Source organism: Myxococcus sp. RHSTA-1-4, from assembly GCF_020037125.1.
Taxonomy (GTDB): Bacteria; Myxococcota; Myxococcia; order Myxococcales; family Myxococcaceae; genus Myxococcus.
The window spans coordinates 190,698-206,546 of record NZ_JAIQDG010000002.1; the positions used below are offsets into that span (position 1 = coordinate 190,698).

The 15,849-nt window shown below is 71.4% G+C and carries 14 protein-coding genes; 9 read left to right on the forward strand and 5 right to left on the reverse strand.

Annotation, left to right across the window (positions count from 1 at the left end):
• Positions 1-115 precede the first annotated feature (115 nt).
• The 3 genes from hppD to K8638_RS04255 are packed head-to-tail and all read left to right on the forward strand — an operon-like array spanning position 116 to position 2,920.
• A complete protein-coding gene (hppD, locus tag K8638_RS04245; protein WP_223753101.1) occupies positions 116-1,186 on the forward strand; it encodes a 4-hydroxyphenylpyruvate dioxygenase in 1,071 nt (356 codons plus the stop codon).
• Positions 1,187-1,222: 36 nt separating this feature from the next.
• The gene (gene hmgA, locus K8638_RS04250; RefSeq protein WP_223753102.1) at positions 1,223-2,527 is read left to right on the forward strand and encodes a homogentisate 1,2-dioxygenase; all 1,305 of its coding nucleotides are present in this window, start codon (positions 1,223-1,225) and stop codon (positions 2,525-2,527) included.
• Between the two features lie 9 nt (positions 2,528-2,536).
• Positions 2,537-2,920, forward strand: a complete 384-nt coding sequence (locus tag K8638_RS04255; protein WP_223753103.1) for a Rieske (2Fe-2S) protein — start codon at positions 2,537-2,539, stop codon at positions 2,918-2,920.
• Between the two features lie 206 nt (positions 2,921-3,126).
• Here K8638_RS04255 and K8638_RS04260 read toward each other — a convergent pair whose 3' ends face one another.
• The 3 genes from K8638_RS04260 to K8638_RS04270 form a co-directional block, all read right to left on the reverse strand.
• Positions 3,127-3,702 carry a DUF3365 domain-containing protein gene (locus K8638_RS04260; protein ID WP_223753104.1) on the reverse strand — a complete coding sequence of 192 codons (576 nt, stop codon included), beginning with the start codon at positions 3,700-3,702 and terminating at the stop codon, positions 3,127-3,129.
• Between the two features lie 40 nt (positions 3,703-3,742).
• Entirely contained in the window at positions 3,743-4,120 is a 378-nt protein-coding gene (locus K8638_RS04265) for a co-chaperone YbbN (RefSeq protein WP_223753105.1), read from the reverse strand.
• A gap of 192 nt (positions 4,121-4,312) precedes the next feature.
• The gene (locus K8638_RS04270; RefSeq protein WP_223753106.1) at positions 4,313-5,806 is read right to left on the reverse strand and encodes a mechanosensitive ion channel family protein; all 1,494 of its coding nucleotides are present in this window, start codon (positions 5,804-5,806) and stop codon (positions 4,313-4,315) included.
• Between the two features lie 86 nt (positions 5,807-5,892).
• Here K8638_RS04270 and holB point away from each other — a divergent pair, with 86 nt between their 5' ends.
• From holB to K8638_RS04285, 3 genes are all read left to right on the forward strand, one after another.
• Positions 5,893-6,927, forward strand: coding sequence for a DNA polymerase III subunit delta' (holB, locus tag K8638_RS04275; RefSeq protein WP_223753107.1), 1,035 nt, complete (start codon positions 5,893-5,895; stop codon positions 6,925-6,927).
• Positions 6,924-8,240 (forward strand): DNA polymerase III subunit delta, encoded by a 1,317-nt coding sequence (gene holA, locus K8638_RS04280; RefSeq protein WP_223753108.1) that lies wholly within the window; start codon positions 6,924-6,926, stop codon positions 8,238-8,240. The genes holB and holA overlap by 4 nt, the downstream gene beginning before the upstream one ends.
• Positions 8,241-8,516: 276 nt before the next feature.
• Entirely contained in the window at positions 8,517-8,978 is a 462-nt protein-coding gene (locus K8638_RS04285) for a hypothetical protein (protein ID WP_223753109.1), read from the forward strand.
• 96 nt (positions 8,979-9,074) lie between these two features.
• On the opposite strand, the gene K8638_RS04290 is transcribed toward K8638_RS04285, so the two are convergent.
• Complete coding sequence (locus K8638_RS04290) at positions 9,075-9,887, reverse strand: NRDE family protein (protein WP_223753110.1); 813 nt, start codon at positions 9,885-9,887, stop codon at positions 9,075-9,077.
• A 115-nt stretch (positions 9,888-10,002) separates the two neighbouring features.
• On the opposite strand from K8638_RS04290, the gene metG reads away from it, so the two are divergent.
• Genes metG through K8638_RS04305 form a run of 3 tightly spaced genes read left to right on the forward strand, consistent with a single transcriptional unit; the run spans position 10,003 to position 13,887 of the window.
• On the forward strand, positions 10,003-12,138 hold the full coding sequence (metG, locus tag K8638_RS04295; RefSeq protein WP_223753111.1) for a methionine--tRNA ligase: 2,136 nt from the start codon (positions 10,003-10,005) through the stop codon (positions 12,136-12,138).
• Position 12,139: 1 nt separating this feature from the next.
• Positions 12,140-13,114: a HEAT repeat domain-containing protein gene (locus K8638_RS04300; protein WP_223753112.1), complete on the forward strand. Its 975-nt coding sequence runs from the start codon at positions 12,140-12,142 to the stop codon at positions 13,112-13,114.
• A complete protein-coding gene (locus K8638_RS04305; RefSeq protein WP_223753113.1) occupies positions 13,111-13,887 on the forward strand; it encodes a TatD family hydrolase in 777 nt (258 codons plus the stop codon). Before K8638_RS04300 ends, K8638_RS04305 begins: the two co-directional genes overlap by 4 nt.
• Here the strand turns inward: K8638_RS04305 and K8638_RS04310 are convergent.
• Positions 13,874-15,847 (reverse strand): HD domain-containing phosphohydrolase, encoded by a 1,974-nt coding sequence (locus K8638_RS04310; protein ID WP_223753114.1) that lies wholly within the window; start codon positions 15,845-15,847, stop codon positions 13,874-13,876. The two genes, K8638_RS04305 and K8638_RS04310, sit on opposite strands and share 14 nt — an antisense overlap.
• Positions 15,848-15,849: the final 2 nt, after the last annotated feature.

The following is a 15,849-nucleotide window of genomic DNA, read 5'->3' on the forward strand; positions in this document are numbered from 1 at the left end:
CGGCAGGGGCCGATCCCTACCTTTCGCGCCGAAGGTGGCCCCCCACGTGGGGGCTCCAAGGTTCCGGGCGCGGACGGGAAGCCGCGCCTCACGCGCGATACGAGGAGGCGGTGCCATGGCGGATGTTGAGAACCCTCTTGGGCTGAACGGCTTCGAGTTCGTGGAGTTCACGAGTCCCGCTCCCGAGGTGATGGTGAAGCTGGTGGAGCGGCTCGGCTTCGTCGCGTACTCCAAGCATCCGACGAAGCAGCTCGTCCGCTACAAGCAGGGCGACATCAACCTGCTCATCAACCAGGAGCCCACGGGCCAGGCGGCCGAGTTCCGGGCGGCCCACGGCCCCTCGGCCAGCGGCATGGCCTTCCGCGTGGACAACGCCCGGCGGGCGTACGAGCTGGCCCTGGAGCGTGGCGCCCGCGCCGCGGACCCGTCGCGGGGCGCGCTGGGTGACGGCTCCTATGTGCTGGAGGGCATCGGCGGCAGCCTGCTGTATCTCGTGGACCGCTGGGGCGCGAAGGGCTCGCTCTATGACTCCTGGTCGAAGTTCCCGGGCGCCGACGAGGCCGAGGCGAAGAACAGCGTGGGCCTGGAGATGCTGGACCACCTCACGCACAACGTGCGCCGCGGCCAGATGCGGACCTGGTCGGCGTTCTACAGCCGCATCTTCGGCTTCACCGAGCAGAAGTACTTCGACATCAAGGGCCAGGCGACGGGCCTGTTCAGCCAGGCGATGATTGCCCCGGACAAGGCCATCCGCATCCCGCTGAACGAGAGCCAGGACGACAAGTCGCAGATCGAGGAGTTCATCCGCCAGTACAACGGCGAGGGCATCCAGCACCTGGCGCTCACCACGCGGGACATCTACGGCACCGTGGAGAAGCTGCGCGCGCGGGGCGTGGTGCTGCAGGACACCATCGAGACCTATTACGACCTGGTCGACAAGCGCATCCCGGACCACGGCGAGGACCTGGCGCGGATGAAGAAGAACCGCATCCTCATCGACGGCAGCAAGGAGGAGGGCCTCCTGCTGCAGATCTTCACCGAGAACCTCTTCGGGCCCATCTTCTTCGAGATCATCCAGCGCAAGGGCAACGACGGGTTCGGTAACGGAAACTTCCAGGCCCTGTTCGAGTCCATCGAGCTCGACCAGATCCGCCGCGGTGTGATCAAGGTCGACCCGGCCCGGTAGGCTGTTCTCGGCACGGCGGACGCGGAGGAGACACTGGTGACCACTCTCAAGACAGCGCCTGGCGGTTATCTCACCGGCTTCGGCAACGAGTTCGCGACGGAGGCCGTGCCCGGCGCGCTGCCCGAGGGGCAGAACTCACCGCAGCGGGCGCCCTTCGGGCTCTACGCGGAGCAGCTCTCGGGCAGCGCCTTCACGGCGCCGCGCCGGGAGAACAAGCGCTCCTGGCTCTACCGCATCCGGCCGAGCGCCAACCACCCGCCGTACCAGCCGCATCCGCAGGGCCAGCTCCGCGGCGGGCCCTTCGACGAGGTGCCCGCCTCGCCCAACCGGCTGCGCTGGAATCCGCAGCCGCTTCCGGCCGGGCCGACGGACTTCGTGGAGGGGCTGCTCACCTACGCCGGCAACGGCGACCCGGGGCTGGGGGCGGGCATCAGCATCCACCTGTACCTCGCCAACCGGTCCATGACGGACAAGGTGTTCTGGAACGCGGACGGCGAGCTGCTCATCCTTCCTCAGGCGGGGCGGCTGCGCCTCGTCACGGAGATGGGCGTGCTGGACCTCGCGCCGGGCGAGGTGGGCGTGGTGCCGCGCGGCGTGCGCTTCCGCGCCGAGCTGCTGGACGGCACCGCGTCCGGCTACGTCTGTGAGAACCACGGCGCCTTCTTCCGCCTGCCGGACCTGGGGCCCATCGGCGCGAACGGGCTGGCCAATCCCCGAGACTTCCTGACGCCCGTCGCGGCGTACGAGGACGTGGACCGGCCGACGCTGGTGGTGCAGAAGTTCCAGGGCCGGCTGTGGGCCGCGCAGTTCGACCACTCGCCGCTGGACGTGGTCGCGTGGCACGGCAACCTCGCCCCGTACAAGTACGACCTGGCGCGGTTCAACACCATCGGCACGGTGAGCTACGACCACCCGGACCCGTCCATCTTCACGGTGCTCACGTCGCCCAGTGAGATTCCGGGCACGGCCAACTGCGACTTCGTCATCTTCCCGCCGCGCTGGATGGTGGCCGAGCACACCTTCCGGCCGCCCTGGTTCCACCGCAACGTGATGAGCGAGTTCATGGGGCTGGTGCACGGCGTCTACGACGCCAAGGCCGGCGGCTTCGCTCCGGGCGGGGCGTCGCTGCACAACTGCATGAGCGGCCACGGCCCCGACCAGGCGAGCTACGACCAGGCGATTCGCGCGGACCTGAAGCCGCACAAAATCAAGGACACCCTGGCCTTCATGTTCGAGTCCCGCTGGGTCATCCGGCCCACGCGCTTCGCCATGGAGACGCCGGCGCTCCAGTCGGACTACGACCACTGCTGGACCGGCTTCGAGAAGGCGAAGCTGCCCTGAGGCACGCGCTTGAGTGACAGTGACGGAGCACGTCCGACGCGGGCGCGGCTCACGGAGACGCCGCCGAACGTGAAGCTCCTTCCGTTGGCGGCGCTCCAGGACCCTGGTGCGCGCAACCTCGTGCTGCAGATTGGCGACGCGTACTTCCACGGCTTCCTGGTGCGCACGGGGGACGAGGTCCACGGCTACGTGGACCGGTGCCCCCATGCCGGGCTGCCGCTGGCGCAGAAGCTGGACGACTACCTGACGCCGGACAGGCGCCTCATCGCCTGCTCCTGGCATGGGGCGCTGTTCCAGCCGCGCGATGGGCTCTGCGTCGGCGGCCCCTGCGCGGGTGCCCGCCTCACCCCCTGGCCCGTGAAGGTCGAAGGGGGCATGGTCATCACCGCCTGATTCAAGGTGGGCCGCGGGAGGGGAGTGCACACTCCCGGCCCATCCGCCGCCTCACCCCGGGCGCGCGGCTGACGCGGAATGGAGGTTCCATTCCGGCTCCGGCCGGCCCGGCCCGGGGCGACTGCCGCGCGGAATGGAGGTTCCGTTCCGGCCAACCCGGCTCCGGCTCGGGGTGGCTGCCGCAGAATGGAGGTTTCGTTCCCGCTCTACCTGGGCACCTCGGCCCAGAAGAAGCCTCGGAGGTCTCCGGGCGCGAAGCCCACGGCGGCGTCCGTCGGATAGCCGTCCTTCAGCGCCTGGGCAACCTCGGGCGAGAGGGCCTCGCGTGCTCCGTGACACGAGGTGCACAGGGGCGCGGTGGGAATTGGCTTGAGCACGCCCACGCGGTCCCCGAGGTCCACCACCACGGGCTTCACGTCGGCGGCCTTCGCGCCCGCGGCGGCGGAGACGAACGGAGCCACCCAGGCGCGGGGGGCGTTCTTCGGGTTGCGCAGCTTGTGGCTGGTCCGCCCCACCTCGATGCTTCGCTCGTGGGCGACCGAGGCGGTGAGCGGCTGGGCCTCATCCCGACAGACCGTCACCGCGGCGGCGGGCCCTCCGCGCTCGAGCTCCGCCGTCAGCCGTTTGAAGAGGCGCTGCTGCACCTCCGTCATCGTCGCCTCGGCGGCGGCGACGCGGGGCGCGACGTCCGGGGGCACCGGCTCCAGGACGCGGTGCCTGGGCGCGCTCGAACACCCGCCCAGGACCAGCGCCACGCCCCACGCCATGACTTGCAGCCTCATATGCGGTTCCTCCGGGAGGTGCCGACTCGCGGTGCCCCCATCATCGCGTCCCGCCCTGCGCGGAGACGGCCTCCAGCCTCCGCCGGACCTCCGCCATGTCGAGCCCCCTCGCCCGGCGGAGCAGCTCCTCCAGCGCGGCCTCGGGCATGGCGCCCGCCTGCTGGATGAGCAGGAGTCCGTCGCGGAAGACGCTCAGCGTGGGCATCGCCTGGACGCCGAGTGCGCTCGCCAGCCGGGGCTGCTCGTCGACGTCAATCTTCCCGAAGGTGATGTCCGGATTCTTTGCCGCCACGCGCTCGAAGACGGGGGCGAAGAATCGGCAGGGGGCGCACCACCGGGCCCACCAGTCGATGACGACAATCCCCGGTTGGTCCACCGCCTTGTCGAAGGAGTCCGGGTCCAAGGTCATGACAGCCATGTGTGTCCTCCCGGGGAGCCGGACCGCGCCGGCCTCCCGTTGGGATAGAGCCAGGACGGCCGCCGGAGGATTCACCTGGCTGTTATTCTTGACCCGCCGTGCGCCCGGACCCGGCCGCCTGGCGCCACCGCCGTGGCGGGCCGGGCCGTGGACTCCACGAGCGACTTCTGCTCCCACACCCGGCGCCGCCGCTCAATCCTGCGTGGCGCTGAGCCCGAAGATCTGCCGCAACCTGCCCAGGATGCGTCCCACCTCGGCGGGAATCGCGTCCGAGCCGCCCCCGCTGGCCTGGGCCATGGCCCGCAGCTGCGTGCGCCGCTGGGCGAGCAGGGCGGAGAGCTGCCGCGCCAGCCCGGGGTACTGCTCGAACAGGCGCGCGAAGGTGGGCCGGTCCACCTCCAGCAGCAGGGAGTCCTCCACCGCCACCACCGTGGCCGAGCGCTTCTCGCCCGTCAGCAGCGACATCTCCCCGAAGTAGCCCCCGCGCCCCAGCCGCGTCACCTCCGTCTGGGTCCTTCCCGCGCGCACGCTGACCTCGCCCGAGGCCAGCACGTAGAAGGTGCGGCCCTCGTCGCCCTCCTGGATGATGCGCTCGCCCTTGCCGAAGCGGTGCACCACCATCTCCTGGCGCAGCCGGTCCAGGTCCTCGGCGCCCAGCGGCTGGAAGAGGTCCACCGCGCGCAGCAGCCCGCGCACCGTGTCCTCCGACAGCTCCGTGCGCGCCACCTGCTGGCGCACGTGCACCGTGCGCTGCGGGTACGGAATCTCGATGTTCTCGCGGCGCAGCCGGTACCACAGGCGCGTGTGCAGGTCCTCCTTCACCGCGTCCGCCAGCCCGTAGTCCGCCAGGAAGAAGCGCACCATGTAGCGGATGCCGGACTCGTCGTACGCCAGCGTGCGGGCCAGGGGCGGCGGCTCCACCAGAATCTGCGGAATCTCCCGCATCACGTCCAGCAGCGCCCCCTTCACCTGGTTGGGCGGCGCCTCGAGCGACAGGCGGATTTCCACGTCGACGCCGACGGGCTCCTGGTCCTGGGAGAAGTTCTGCACCAGCTCCTTGGCCACCATGCTGTTGGGCAGCGTGATGACCTCGCGCCGGAAGGTGGCCAGACGGATGGAGCGCCACCCGATGTACACCACGCGCCCGGAGTGGTTGCCGATGCGGATGAAGTGCCCCACCTCGAAGGGCCGGTCCAATTGGAGGGACAGGCCCGCGAAGAGGTTGCCCAGCGTCTCCTGGAGCGCGAGGCCCATCACCACCGACAGCACCGCGGAGGTGGCCACCAGCCCCGTCAGGTCCAGCGAGAGCTGCGTCTTGAGGATGGGGACCGCCGCCAGCGCGTACAGGGTGAAGTCGATGACGTCCCGCAGAATCTTCGGCGGCGCCACGGACGAGGCGCGCAGCCGCATCAACTTCAGCCCGAAGCCCACGCTCGCCCGGATGACGCCGAAGGCGAACGTCAGCATCCAGCCGACCTGGACCGCCTTCAGCACCGGCGCGGGCGTCGACTCCGGGAGCGCCCAGGCGGCCAGCCGCAGCATCAGGAAGGCGAAGAGCAGCCGGACGGCCCCGTTCAAGTCCCGGCGCAGGTCCTGGTCTCCGGTGCCCGTGCGGACGGCCAGCAGCACCAGCGCCAGCACCGCGCCCGCGGCCAGGGACAGATTGCTTTGCAGGAAGGGAAGCAAGGCCCCCCGACTGTCGCCCGTGCCCTCCGAGGGGGTCAAGGCAGGCTTGTTGACGGGTGCCGCGCGAGCGGGGATACACCCCTCTCATGACGCTCGCATCGGTGCTGGGACAGCCGCGCGCGATTGATGCACTCCAGGCGGCACTGCGTGGAGGCGCGGTACACCACGCGTATCTCTTCGCCGGGCCCGAGGGTGTGGGGAAGGAGCTGGCCGCGGTGGGGCTGGCCCAGGCGCTCACCTGTCCCGAGCAGCCCGACGTGGGCTGTGGCACCTGCGCGAGCTGCCTGCGGGTGGCCAGGGGCCTGCATCCCGACGTGACGTGGGTGATGCCGGACGAGGAGCGGGTATCGCGCGGGCTGGCGGGGCGCTCGGACTTCACGGGCACGCCCAGCCGCGAGCTGCGCGTGGAGCAGATACGCGACCTGCAGGAGCGGCTGGCGCTGCGCGCCCTGGAGTCGCGGCGCAAGGTGGCCATCATCGTCTCCGCGCAGACGATGAACGTGCAGGCGCAGAACGCCTTCCTGAAGACGCTGGAGGAGCCGCCCTCGGGCACCACCATCATCCTGGTGGCCAGCGCCGTGGACAAGCTGCTGCCCACCATCCGCAGCCGGTGCGGCAAGGTGCACTTCGGCCCGCTGCCGGTGGAGCTCGTCGCCCAGCGCGTGCGGGAGGAGCGGAAGCTGGACCCGGCCACCGCCGAGCTCGCGGCCGTCATGGCCGGCGGCAGCCTGGGCCGCGCGATGGCGCTGGACGTGGACGCGCTCGCCCAGCGCAAGGACGTGCTCAACGCCTTCGAGTCGCTGCGCGGCGAGGACGCGGTGGGCCTGCTGCGCTTCGCGGAGGCCCACGGCGGCTCGCGCGAGGACGCGGAGGGCGTGCTGGACTTGCTGGTGCTCTGGACGCGCGACGTGGCGCTGGCCCGGGCGGGGATGGAGGGGGGGCTGGCCAACCGGGACATGAAGGACCTGGCGCTCGAGGTGGCCTCGCGCACCTCCGACGCCACGCTGCACCGCCGCCACGCGCTCCTGGAGGGCGCGCGCGCGGCCATCGCCCGCAACGGGGCGCCGCGCCTGCAACTGGAGCGTTTGCTCATTGACCTGTTCACGGAGGCCGCACGGTGAGCGCCGAACTCGATGACGTGCTGGCGGAGGTGAAGTCGGGCAAGGTGGCGCCGCTCTACCTCCTGTGGGGCGAGGAGTACCTGGTCCGCAAGGGCGCGGACGAGCTGGTGAAGACGCTGGTGCCGGACGCCGCCATGGGGCTCAACCTGGCGGTGCTGGACGCGGGCAGCCCGCGCGAGGTGGCGCAGGAGCTGGCCACGCTGCCGCTGTTCCCCGGGCGCAAGGTGGTGCTGGTGAGAGACCCGGAGTTCCTCGCGCCCAAGAAGGGGCGGGGGGACGCGCTGGGCAAGGCGCGCGAGGCGTGGAAGGCGGGCAAGCGCAAGGAGGGCGCGCGGCGGCTGCTGGCGCTGGCGGCGCGCGCGGGCTGGGGCGTGGACCAGCTGGACCCGGGCAAATCGGGCGCTCCGTCCGTGCAGGAGTGGAAGGACGAGCTCAACGTGGACCTCGCGGAGGCGGACCTCGCCTTCCTCAAGGAGGCCGCCGCCTTCTGCCGCGAGGAGCGCATCACCGCGCCGGAGGGCGACACCACGGCGCTGCTGGACCTCATCCAGAAGGGCGTGCCGCCAGGGCATGCGCTGGTGATGGCGGCCTCGGAGGTGGACGCGAAGAGCCCGCTGGTGAAGCTGGCCCAGGACAAGGGCCACGTCGTCGAGCGCAAGGTGGCCGCGCGCCACAAGGACCTGGACCTCTCCGACATCGCGAAGGAGTTCCTGGCGCCCTTCAAGAAGAAGCTGGGCCCCGGGGCGCTCGACGAGCTGAAGGAGCGCATCGGCGGCAACATCCGCCTGCTCCAGTCGGAGCTGGAGAAGCTGGCCACGTACGCGGAGGGGCCGGCGATTGAGAAGGCGGACGTGGCGATGCTGGTCCACCACGCCCGCGAGGAGGAGTTCTTCGAGCTGTCCGAGGCCCTCCAGAAGCGAGACTTCCGCTCCGCCCTGGCCTACGCCGACGACGCCATGGGGCAGGGCACTCACGCCTTGCAGCTCCTGGGCGCGGTGGCCTCCATCGTCCGCTCGCTGCTGGAGAGCCACGAGTGGCTGTGGCGCTACGCGGGCGGAAACCCGCCGCGCACCGCCAAGGACGTGGAGGCGCGCGTGCTGCCCAGGCTGGAGGCGGAGCTGAAGGGGACGAAGCGCAAGATGCCCAACGCCTGGGCGCTCACCTTCAGCATGAAGGCCGCCGCCGGCTACGAGCGCCGCGAGCTGCTGGGCGCCCTGGTGGCGTGCGCGGAGGCGGACCTGGCCCTCAAGTCCTCCGCCAACGGGCGGCTCGTCATCGAGCGGCTGCTGGCCACGGTGTGCACCCGCCCCTGAGCGCGGCGCGGCGGGTGTGCGCCGGCCAGTGAACGGCGGGGCCTCGGGCAACGGGTCTGGTCATCAGGGGGCCCCATACCCCTGGGGGCCCACGGACGGCGGGGCGAATGTGCCCCGGGCAGCAAGCGACGACCTGGGGGCATCGGGGGCCCCGTCCCCGAGGGGCTCGCGGTCGATAGGGCGAGGGCTCGTGCGTTCGCCCCTCGCTCCGGCGGCGCGTCCTCGGGGGACGGGTTCCGATGCGGACGCCGCCGGGCTCGGGTAGAAGAGGCGCGTATGGCGGACAAGCGGCGCTTCGACCTCTTCGCGGACTTCATCGTGTCGCGCTTCGCGGCCCCTCGCGTCTTCGACGTGGCGGGAGGACAGGGGCGCCTCAACGAGGCGCTGACGAAGCGCGGCCGCTCCGTCACCACGTTTGATTTGCGGCACAAGCACCTGCCCGTCACCTACGCCCAGCGCATCTTCACGCTGGAGGAGCCGTGCGAGGCGGAGCTGGTGGTGGGCATGCACCCGGACGGCGCCACCCGCGTCATCATCGAGTACGCGGCGAAGCACCGGCTGCCCTTCGCCGTGGTGCCGTGCTGCTCGGACAACGGAATGCCCTACAACCCGTGGATGCGGCACCTGGCCGAGCTGGCCCGGTCCGCCGGCTTCGCGACGGTGGAAGAAGTGAAGCTCCCCATGGACGGACGGGCGCGCGTCATCGTGGGAGAGCCCGGGCCTGGTATCACCGGGTGAGGGCCTGCCTCTCCCCGACGCCTGGGGGACGCGGATTGTCTCAACAGCGGCATGGGGCGGCACACGGGTTCCGTGGCGGCGCTTCGCCCCGGGAGGTCAGCCGTTGGCCGCGGCGGCGCCAGGCGTGAGCAGTCCGGTGACGTCGCTCCACGGGCCCTGGCCGGGCGCCACCTCGGTGGCGAGGTAGTGCCCCACGTGGCCCGGCTTCAGCGCCACGATGGTGGAGGACCGCGTGCCGTACAGGGGCGTGCGGATGCAGAGCGCCTGGAGCTGCCTCAGGAAGTCGCGGGGCAGGTCCTCGCCGGCCTCGGGGACGGGCACCTGCTCCAGGGCGGGAAGGGTGGGGTCCGCCAGCAGCGCCTTCAGCCCGGCCTCCAGCTCCGGCCAGGGCCGGTGGGCCACCTCCGCCGCCAGCATCCGGGCCCGCTCCACCTTGGGCAGCGCGGGCGCGTCCAGCACGTCATTGGGCAGCACGTGGATGCCGGGGGGCACGTCCTCCCGCCGCAGCCGCCGCTCCCCGGAGCGGGCGTAGGCCACCCGGAGCACGCGCGCGTCCCCGTAGAGGAGGTTGAAGGGGAGGAACTCGTCGCCGGGCAGGGTGTCCAGGTAGCGCTCGATGGCCTCCACGCCCCCCATCTCCAGGGCGCGCAGCACCACCTCGCCCCGCGAGCGGGGGGCCGGACCCTGGCCCCGCCCGCCGCGCTGGTTCGTCAGGCCCACGAAGAGTCCTTCGTTAGTAACCCCCATCCACGTGCCGCCCCGCTCCACGTCCCGTCCCCCGACGGCGCGAGGGGACTCCCGAAGGATTTGGGGGCCGGTGGCGGGGCGGGCGTAGAACTCGTCCCGGTTGGCCGCGAGCACCAGCGGCCATTCGGGGTGGACCTGGCGAAGGATGACGATGGTGCACATGCGTATCCGGTCGATAACATCTCCGGCCCCGCGGCGCATTCGTGCCCGTGCCCCTCACGCCGTCGATGACCTCGGCCACTCGAGCGGCTAATGTCCGCCGCCCTCAGGAGAGTCCATGGCGGAGAGAATCCTCGTCACCAGCGCGCTTCCCTACGCGAACGGCCCCGTCCACATCGGGCACGCCGTCGAGTACATCCAGACCGATATCTACGTCCGCTTCCTCCGCTCGTGCGGCAAGGACGTCGTCTACTTCTGCGCGGACGACACCCACGGCACGCCCATTGAAATCAACGCGGCGAAGCAGGGCCTGAAGCCGGAGGAGTTCATCGCCCGCTTCCACACGGAGCACCAGCGGGACTTCCACGACCTGGACATCCGCTTCGACTACTTCCACTCCACCAACTCGCCGGAGAACCGCCACTACGCGGAGCTCATCTACGGGCGGCTGAAGGAGAAGGGGGACATCGAGCGGCGCGACATCGAGCAGGCCTACTGCGAGAAGGACCGCCGCTTCCTGCCGGACCGCTTCATCAAGGGCACCTGTCCCAACTGCAAGGCGCCGGACCAGTACGGCGACGCCTGCGAGAAGTGCGGCAAGGCCTACGCGCCCACCGACCTCATCGAGCCCCGCTGCGCCCTGTGCGGCACCCCGCCGGTGCGCAAGAACTCCGAGCACCTGTTCTTCAAGCTGTCGAAGCACGCGGACTTCCTGCAGTCCGTGCTGCGCAAGCCGGGCTTCCTCCACCCGGGCCTGGCCACCCAGCTCCAGGGCTTCTTCGAGAAGGGCCTCGCGGACTGGGACATCAGCCGTGACGGGCCCTACTTCGGCTTCGCGATTCCGGGCGAGACGGACAAGTTCTTCTACGTCTGGCTGGACGCCCCCATCGGCTACATCGCCACCACGGAGAAGTGGGCGAAGGAGACGGGCAAGGCGAAGAGCGCGCTGGACTACTGGGGGGCGGACCAGGACACGCGCATCATCCACTTCATCGGCAAGGACATCGTCTACTTCCACGCCCTGTTCTGGCCGGCCGTGCTCAACGTGGCGGGGCTGCACATCCCGAACGAAATCAAGGTCCACGGCCACCTCACGGTGAACGGCGAGAAGATGTCGAAGAGCCGCGGCACCATGGTGCCGGTGCGGGACTACCTCGACCAGCTCGACCCCACCTACCTGCGCTACTTCTACGCGGCCAACCTGGGCCCGGGTGTCGAGGACCTGGACCTCAACCTCACGGCCTTCCGCGAGCGGGTGAACGGCGAGCTCGTCAACAACGTGTGCAATCTGGCCAACCGCGCCCTGTCGCTGCTGGCGGGGCCGCTGGAGAAGCGGCTGGCGCCGGGCCGCGCCGAGGGGCCGGGTCGAACGCTGGTGGAGTCCGCGCTCGCCCGCGTGCCGGAGGTGCGCGACGCGTTCGAGAAGCTCGAGTACCGCAACGCCATCCGCGTCATCACCGACATCGCCTCGGCCGCCAACGCCTTCGTCCAGACGCAGGCCCCGTGGGCGGGAGTCCGCAAGCCGGAGACCGCCGAGGCCGCGCGCGCGGACCTGTCGGACGCCGCGGACGTGGTGTACCTGCTGGGCGCGCTGCTCGCCCCGGTGACGCCGCGCCTGTCGGAGAAGCTGTTCGCCCAGCTCGGCGCGCCGCCGCTGACCTTCCAGGCCCTGGAGGGCGCGAAGTACCCGCTGCTGGACCGCAGCCGGCCCACCGGCACCCCGGAGCCGCTGCTGCCCCGGCTGGAGCAGGAGAAGGTCAACGGCATCATCAAGGCGCCTCCCTCCGAGCAGGCCCCCAAGGCCGCGGAGGCCAAGGCGGCCGGCGGTGGCAAGGAGGGCAAGGAGAAGAAGGCGGAGAAGAAGGCCGCCGCGGCTCAGCCCGCCACCCAGGCCTCGCCCGGCGCGGGCGCCGGGGAGGCCTCGGGTGAAATCGAGTACGCGGACTTCGCGAAGGTGGTGCTCAAGTCGGGCAAGGTGCTGGCGGCGGAGAAGGTGAAGGACGCGGACAAGCTGCTGAAGCTCACGGTGGACGTGGGCGAGGCGGCGGGGCCGCGCACCATCGTCTCCGGCATCGCCGAGGCGTACGCGCCGGAGGCGCTCACCGGGCGCCGCGTGGTGGTGGTGGCCAACCTCAAGCCCCGCAAGCTGAAGGGCATCGAGTCGCGCGGCATGCTCCTCACCGCGGGCCCGGGCGGCAAGGACCTGTCGCTGCTGGAACCGGGCGACGTGCCGCCGGGCAGCGAGGTGAAGTGACGTGACGGACTGGCGCGCCGAGCGCGACCGCGCCCTGCTGACGCTGGAGCGCGAGAAGCGCCCGGTGTTCCGGGCCGAGGCCGCCGAGCAGCTCTTCGAGCTCGCGGCCGAGGCCCCCAATCATGGGGCCGACTTCATGGAGGCGCTCCCCCGGCTGCTGTCGGACAAGCAGCCGGAGGTGCGCCGCGCCGGGGTGCGTCTGGCCACCGTGGTGCTGCCCGAGGACGAGCAGCCCGGGGTGCTCCTCTCGCGCCTGCGGGACGACGAGTGGATGGTGCGGCTGGAGGCCACCGGCCGGCTCGCGGACCTGCACCGGCAGGAGCTGCGCGGCGCGCTGGCGGGCATGCTGGAGGACCCGTTGCCGGAGGTGCGCTTCGAGGCCGCGCGCGGAATCGCCGGACTCGGGCACCCCGCCGGCATGGACGTGCTGCTGGAGGCGCTGGACTCGGACCTGCTCCGCTTCCGCGCCCTCGGCGCGCTGGGGCAGCTCGAGGACGCCCGCGCGCTCCACGCGGTGAAGCGCGTCTTCCGCAAGTGGCTGCTGCCGGCCTTCGACAAGACCCAGGCCGCGGGCGTGCTGGCGCAGCTGGGAGACCCGGAGGGCGGGGCGTACCTCCTCCAGCGGACGCGGAAGAAGTGGAGCGCGGACCGCGCCCTGGCCGTGGAGCTGTGCGGCGCGGTGAAGGTGCCCGGAGCGCTGGAGCGGCTGAAGGAAGTCCTGGAGGACCCGAAGGACTCGTGCCGTGGGGCCGCCGCGCGTGGGCTGGGGCGCCTGGGAGATGCCCGGGCGCTGCCCTGGCTGCTCGCATTGCTGGAGGACCGGAGCGCCGAGGAGGACTTCCGCCTGGATGCCGCGGACGCGCTCTGGCGGCTGGGCCTGCCGGAGGGCCGCGAGCGGGTGCGCGCCTCCATCCCCACCTTCTCCACACCCGAAGGGCGCATGGAGTTGGAAGAGCTGGTGCAGGAGGAGACATGAGACTGGTCGACGCCCACTGTCATCTCGAGGTGAAGGACTACCCGGACGTGGCCGCCATCCTGGACGGGGCCCGCGCGGCCGGGCTCGTCCACGCCATCGTCGTGGGGCAGTTCCACGGGCCCGGGGACTGGGGCAACGCGCTGGAGCTGGCCGCCGCGCACCCGGACTTCCTGTCGCCCACGCTGGGCATCCACCCGCACGAGGCCGCGCGGGCCACGGAAGACGACTTCGCCACGCTGGAGGCCACGTGCGCGCGGCCCGAGGTGCGCGCGGTGGGCGAGGCCGGCCTGGACTACTACTACGACCACTCGCCCCGCGACGTGCAGGCCACCGTCTTCCGGCGCCAGTGCGCCCTGGCGCGCAAGCTGGACAAGCCGCTGGTGGTGCACGTGCGTGACGCGCATGACGACTGCGAGGGGATTCTCCGGGAGGAGGGGCTGTCCCGGGGCGTCATCCACTGCTTCACCGGGGACACGGCCGCGGCGCGGCGCTACCTGGACCTGGGCTTCCTCCTGTCCCTGTCCGGCGTCGTCACCTACAAGAACGCGCAGGCGCTGCAGGACGCGGTGCGCTTCGCGCCGCTCGACAGGCTGATGGTGGAGACGGACAGCCCCTACCTGGCGCCGGTGCCGCACCGCGGGCGGAAGAACCAGCCCGCGCACGTGGTGGAGACGGCGCGCAAGGTGGCGGAGCTGAAGGGCGTGACGCTGGAGGAGGTGGCGGCCACCACCACCGCCAACGCCTCCGCGTTCTTCGCGCTCAACCTGCGTTGACGGCGCCGGCCAGGGCCTGGAGGTCCTCCAGGTCCTGGTCCATCTGCGGCACGTCCAGCAGCAGCGCGTCCGGGTCGTACTGGAAGTCCGCCTGCTTCATCTTCAGCAGCGCCTGCAAGGCGGGCTCTCCGGAGTGGCCACCGAAGGAGGCGAAGACGACGCGGCCGCGCTCCAGGTGGAGGTAGCCCTCCAGCGTGTGCTGGCGCAGGTGCAGCCGTCCGTTCTTGTGGCCTCCGGCCAGCGTGCGCAGCAGCTCGCGCAGGGGCAGCTCGTCGAAGCTGCCGCGCACCACGCGCCCCGGGCCGTTGTGGTGCACCCGGTCTTCCAGGAGCGTGCGCACCTCCTTGGCCACCGCCGCCCTGTCCCCGGGAGGCAGCACCGTGGTGGCGCCGCCCATCATCAACCGCTCGCGGGTGGGGGCGTCCGGCTCGCCCACCACGGCGATGGGCAACCCCGCCGTCTCCGGCGCCGAGCGTGCCTGCCGCAACAGCTCCATCACCTCCTGCTGGCCCAGGCGCAGGCTCACCACCAGCACGTCGCAGTCCTGCCGGGCCAGCCCGTCCTGGGCGCCCTCCATCGTGGACAGCGCGTGCGCCACCAGTCCCTGTTTCAGCACCGACTCCAGCAGCTCGCCGCGCGCGGCCTCGTCCGGCTCCGCGATGAGCACCTGCCGGCCCTCGCTCTCCAGCCGGTGGCGGAGCAGCTCGCCGCTCTGGAGCTGGATGACGATGTCCGCCACCACCGGGTCATAGAGCACGCCCGCGTTCGTCCGCAGGTGCTCCAGCGCCTGGTTCTTGGTGAAGGCCTTGCCGTGGGCGTTGCCCGGGTTCTTCGTCAGCTCCAGGAAGCTGTCCACCGCCGCGAGGATGCGAGCGCCCAGGGTGATGTCCTCGCCCTTGGCGCCCTGGGGCGTGCCGGAGCCGTCCCACGCCTCGTACATCTGCGCGAGGATGGTGTTCACCTGCGCGGGCAGGTGCACCGTCTCGAACATCCGCGTGGGGGCGCGGCAGGCCACCTTGGCCTGCGCCTTCCACTCGGGGTTGACGGCGTTGCTGGCCAGGGAGAAGTGGCGCTCGGCCGGCTTGCCCAGGTCATGGAGATACGCGGCGATGGACAGCGCCGTCAGCTCCTTGTGGGGCATGCCCATGCGCTGGCCGATGATGCCCGCCTGCCGCGCGAGCTGCGCCGAGTGGCCGCGGTGGCGCTGCCGGTCCTGCTCCAGCAGGCCCACGAGGATGCCCAGCGTCTCCACGTAGTCGCTGTCGCTGACCATGCCGCGCGGGCCGCCCGGCTCGCGCCGCTGCGTGGAGGGACGGACCGCCGGGGTGCCGGTGCTGCTGGTCCGCGGCGCCCGCATGCGCGCGTCCGTCTCCATGCGGTACTGGCTCAGCCCGGTGAGGCTGCTGCGGGCACTGGTGGTGGTGCGGCCGTGCTCCGGGGCCCCCGTGCGCGAGGGGAAGTCCGGGGAGCGGGCCTGCGCGCCGCCCGACTCCAGCAGCGCGGTGAAGGCGGTGGGGTCGCCGTAGTAGTGCTTGCGGATGGCCGCGGCGATGGCGCTGCGCAGGCCCACGTACGCGTAGACCTCCGACATGCCGGTGACGAGGGCAATCTCGTCCATCAGCGCCTTGTTCTGCGGCTCGGCGGCCACCACCGACAGCAGCTTGCGCTCGGGGTCCACCGCCAGCGGCAGCACGTTCTGCGCCTCGGCCAGGCGCACCGGAAGCCGGTCCAGCACCTCGGTGGCGATTCTCGCCTTGGCCAGCTTGTCCGCGCTGACGAAGCGCGTCTGGAACTCCGAGGCCAGGAAGCGCAGCAGGCCCGCTTCCTGGAGCAGCCCCAGCTCCACCAGACAGTCCCCCAGCTTGTGGCCGGTGATTTTCTGGTGCTCCAGGGCCTGCTCCACGGCCGCGGCATTCACCAGCCCGGCCTCGATGAGGCGCTCTCCCAACTTCTTCGCCATGG

Bases quoted from the DNA above. Each gene is read 5' to 3' on its own strand.
- K8638_RS04260 (WP_223753104.1), bottom strand. From the start codon at position 3,702: ATGAGGCTGCAAGTCATGGCGTGGGGCGTGGCGCTGGTCCTGGGCGGG.
- K8638_RS04285 (WP_223753109.1), top strand. From the start codon at position 8,517: ATGGCGGACAAGCGGCGCTTCGACCTCTTCGCGGACTTCATCGTGTCG.
- K8638_RS04310 (WP_223753114.1), bottom strand. From the start codon at position 15,847: ATGGCGAAGAAGTTGGGAGAGCGCCTCATCGAGGCCGGGCTGGTGAAT.
- K8638_RS04290 (WP_223753110.1), bottom strand. From the start codon at position 9,887: ATGTGCACCATCGTCATCCTTCGCCAGGTCCACCCCGAATGGCCGCTG.
- hppD (WP_223753101.1), top strand. From the start codon at position 116: ATGGCGGATGTTGAGAACCCTCTTGGGCTGAACGGCTTCGAGTTCGTG.
- K8638_RS04305 (WP_223753113.1), top strand. From the start codon at position 13,111: ATGAGACTGGTCGACGCCCACTGTCATCTCGAGGTGAAGGACTACCCG.
- K8638_RS04265 (WP_223753105.1), bottom strand. From the start codon at position 4,120: ATGGCTGTCATGACCTTGGACCCGGACTCCTTCGACAAGGCGGTGGAC.
- metG (WP_223753111.1), top strand. From the start codon at position 10,003: ATGGCGGAGAGAATCCTCGTCACCAGCGCGCTTCCCTACGCGAACGGC.
- holB (WP_223753107.1), top strand. From the start codon at position 5,893: ATGACGCTCGCATCGGTGCTGGGACAGCCGCGCGCGATTGATGCACTC.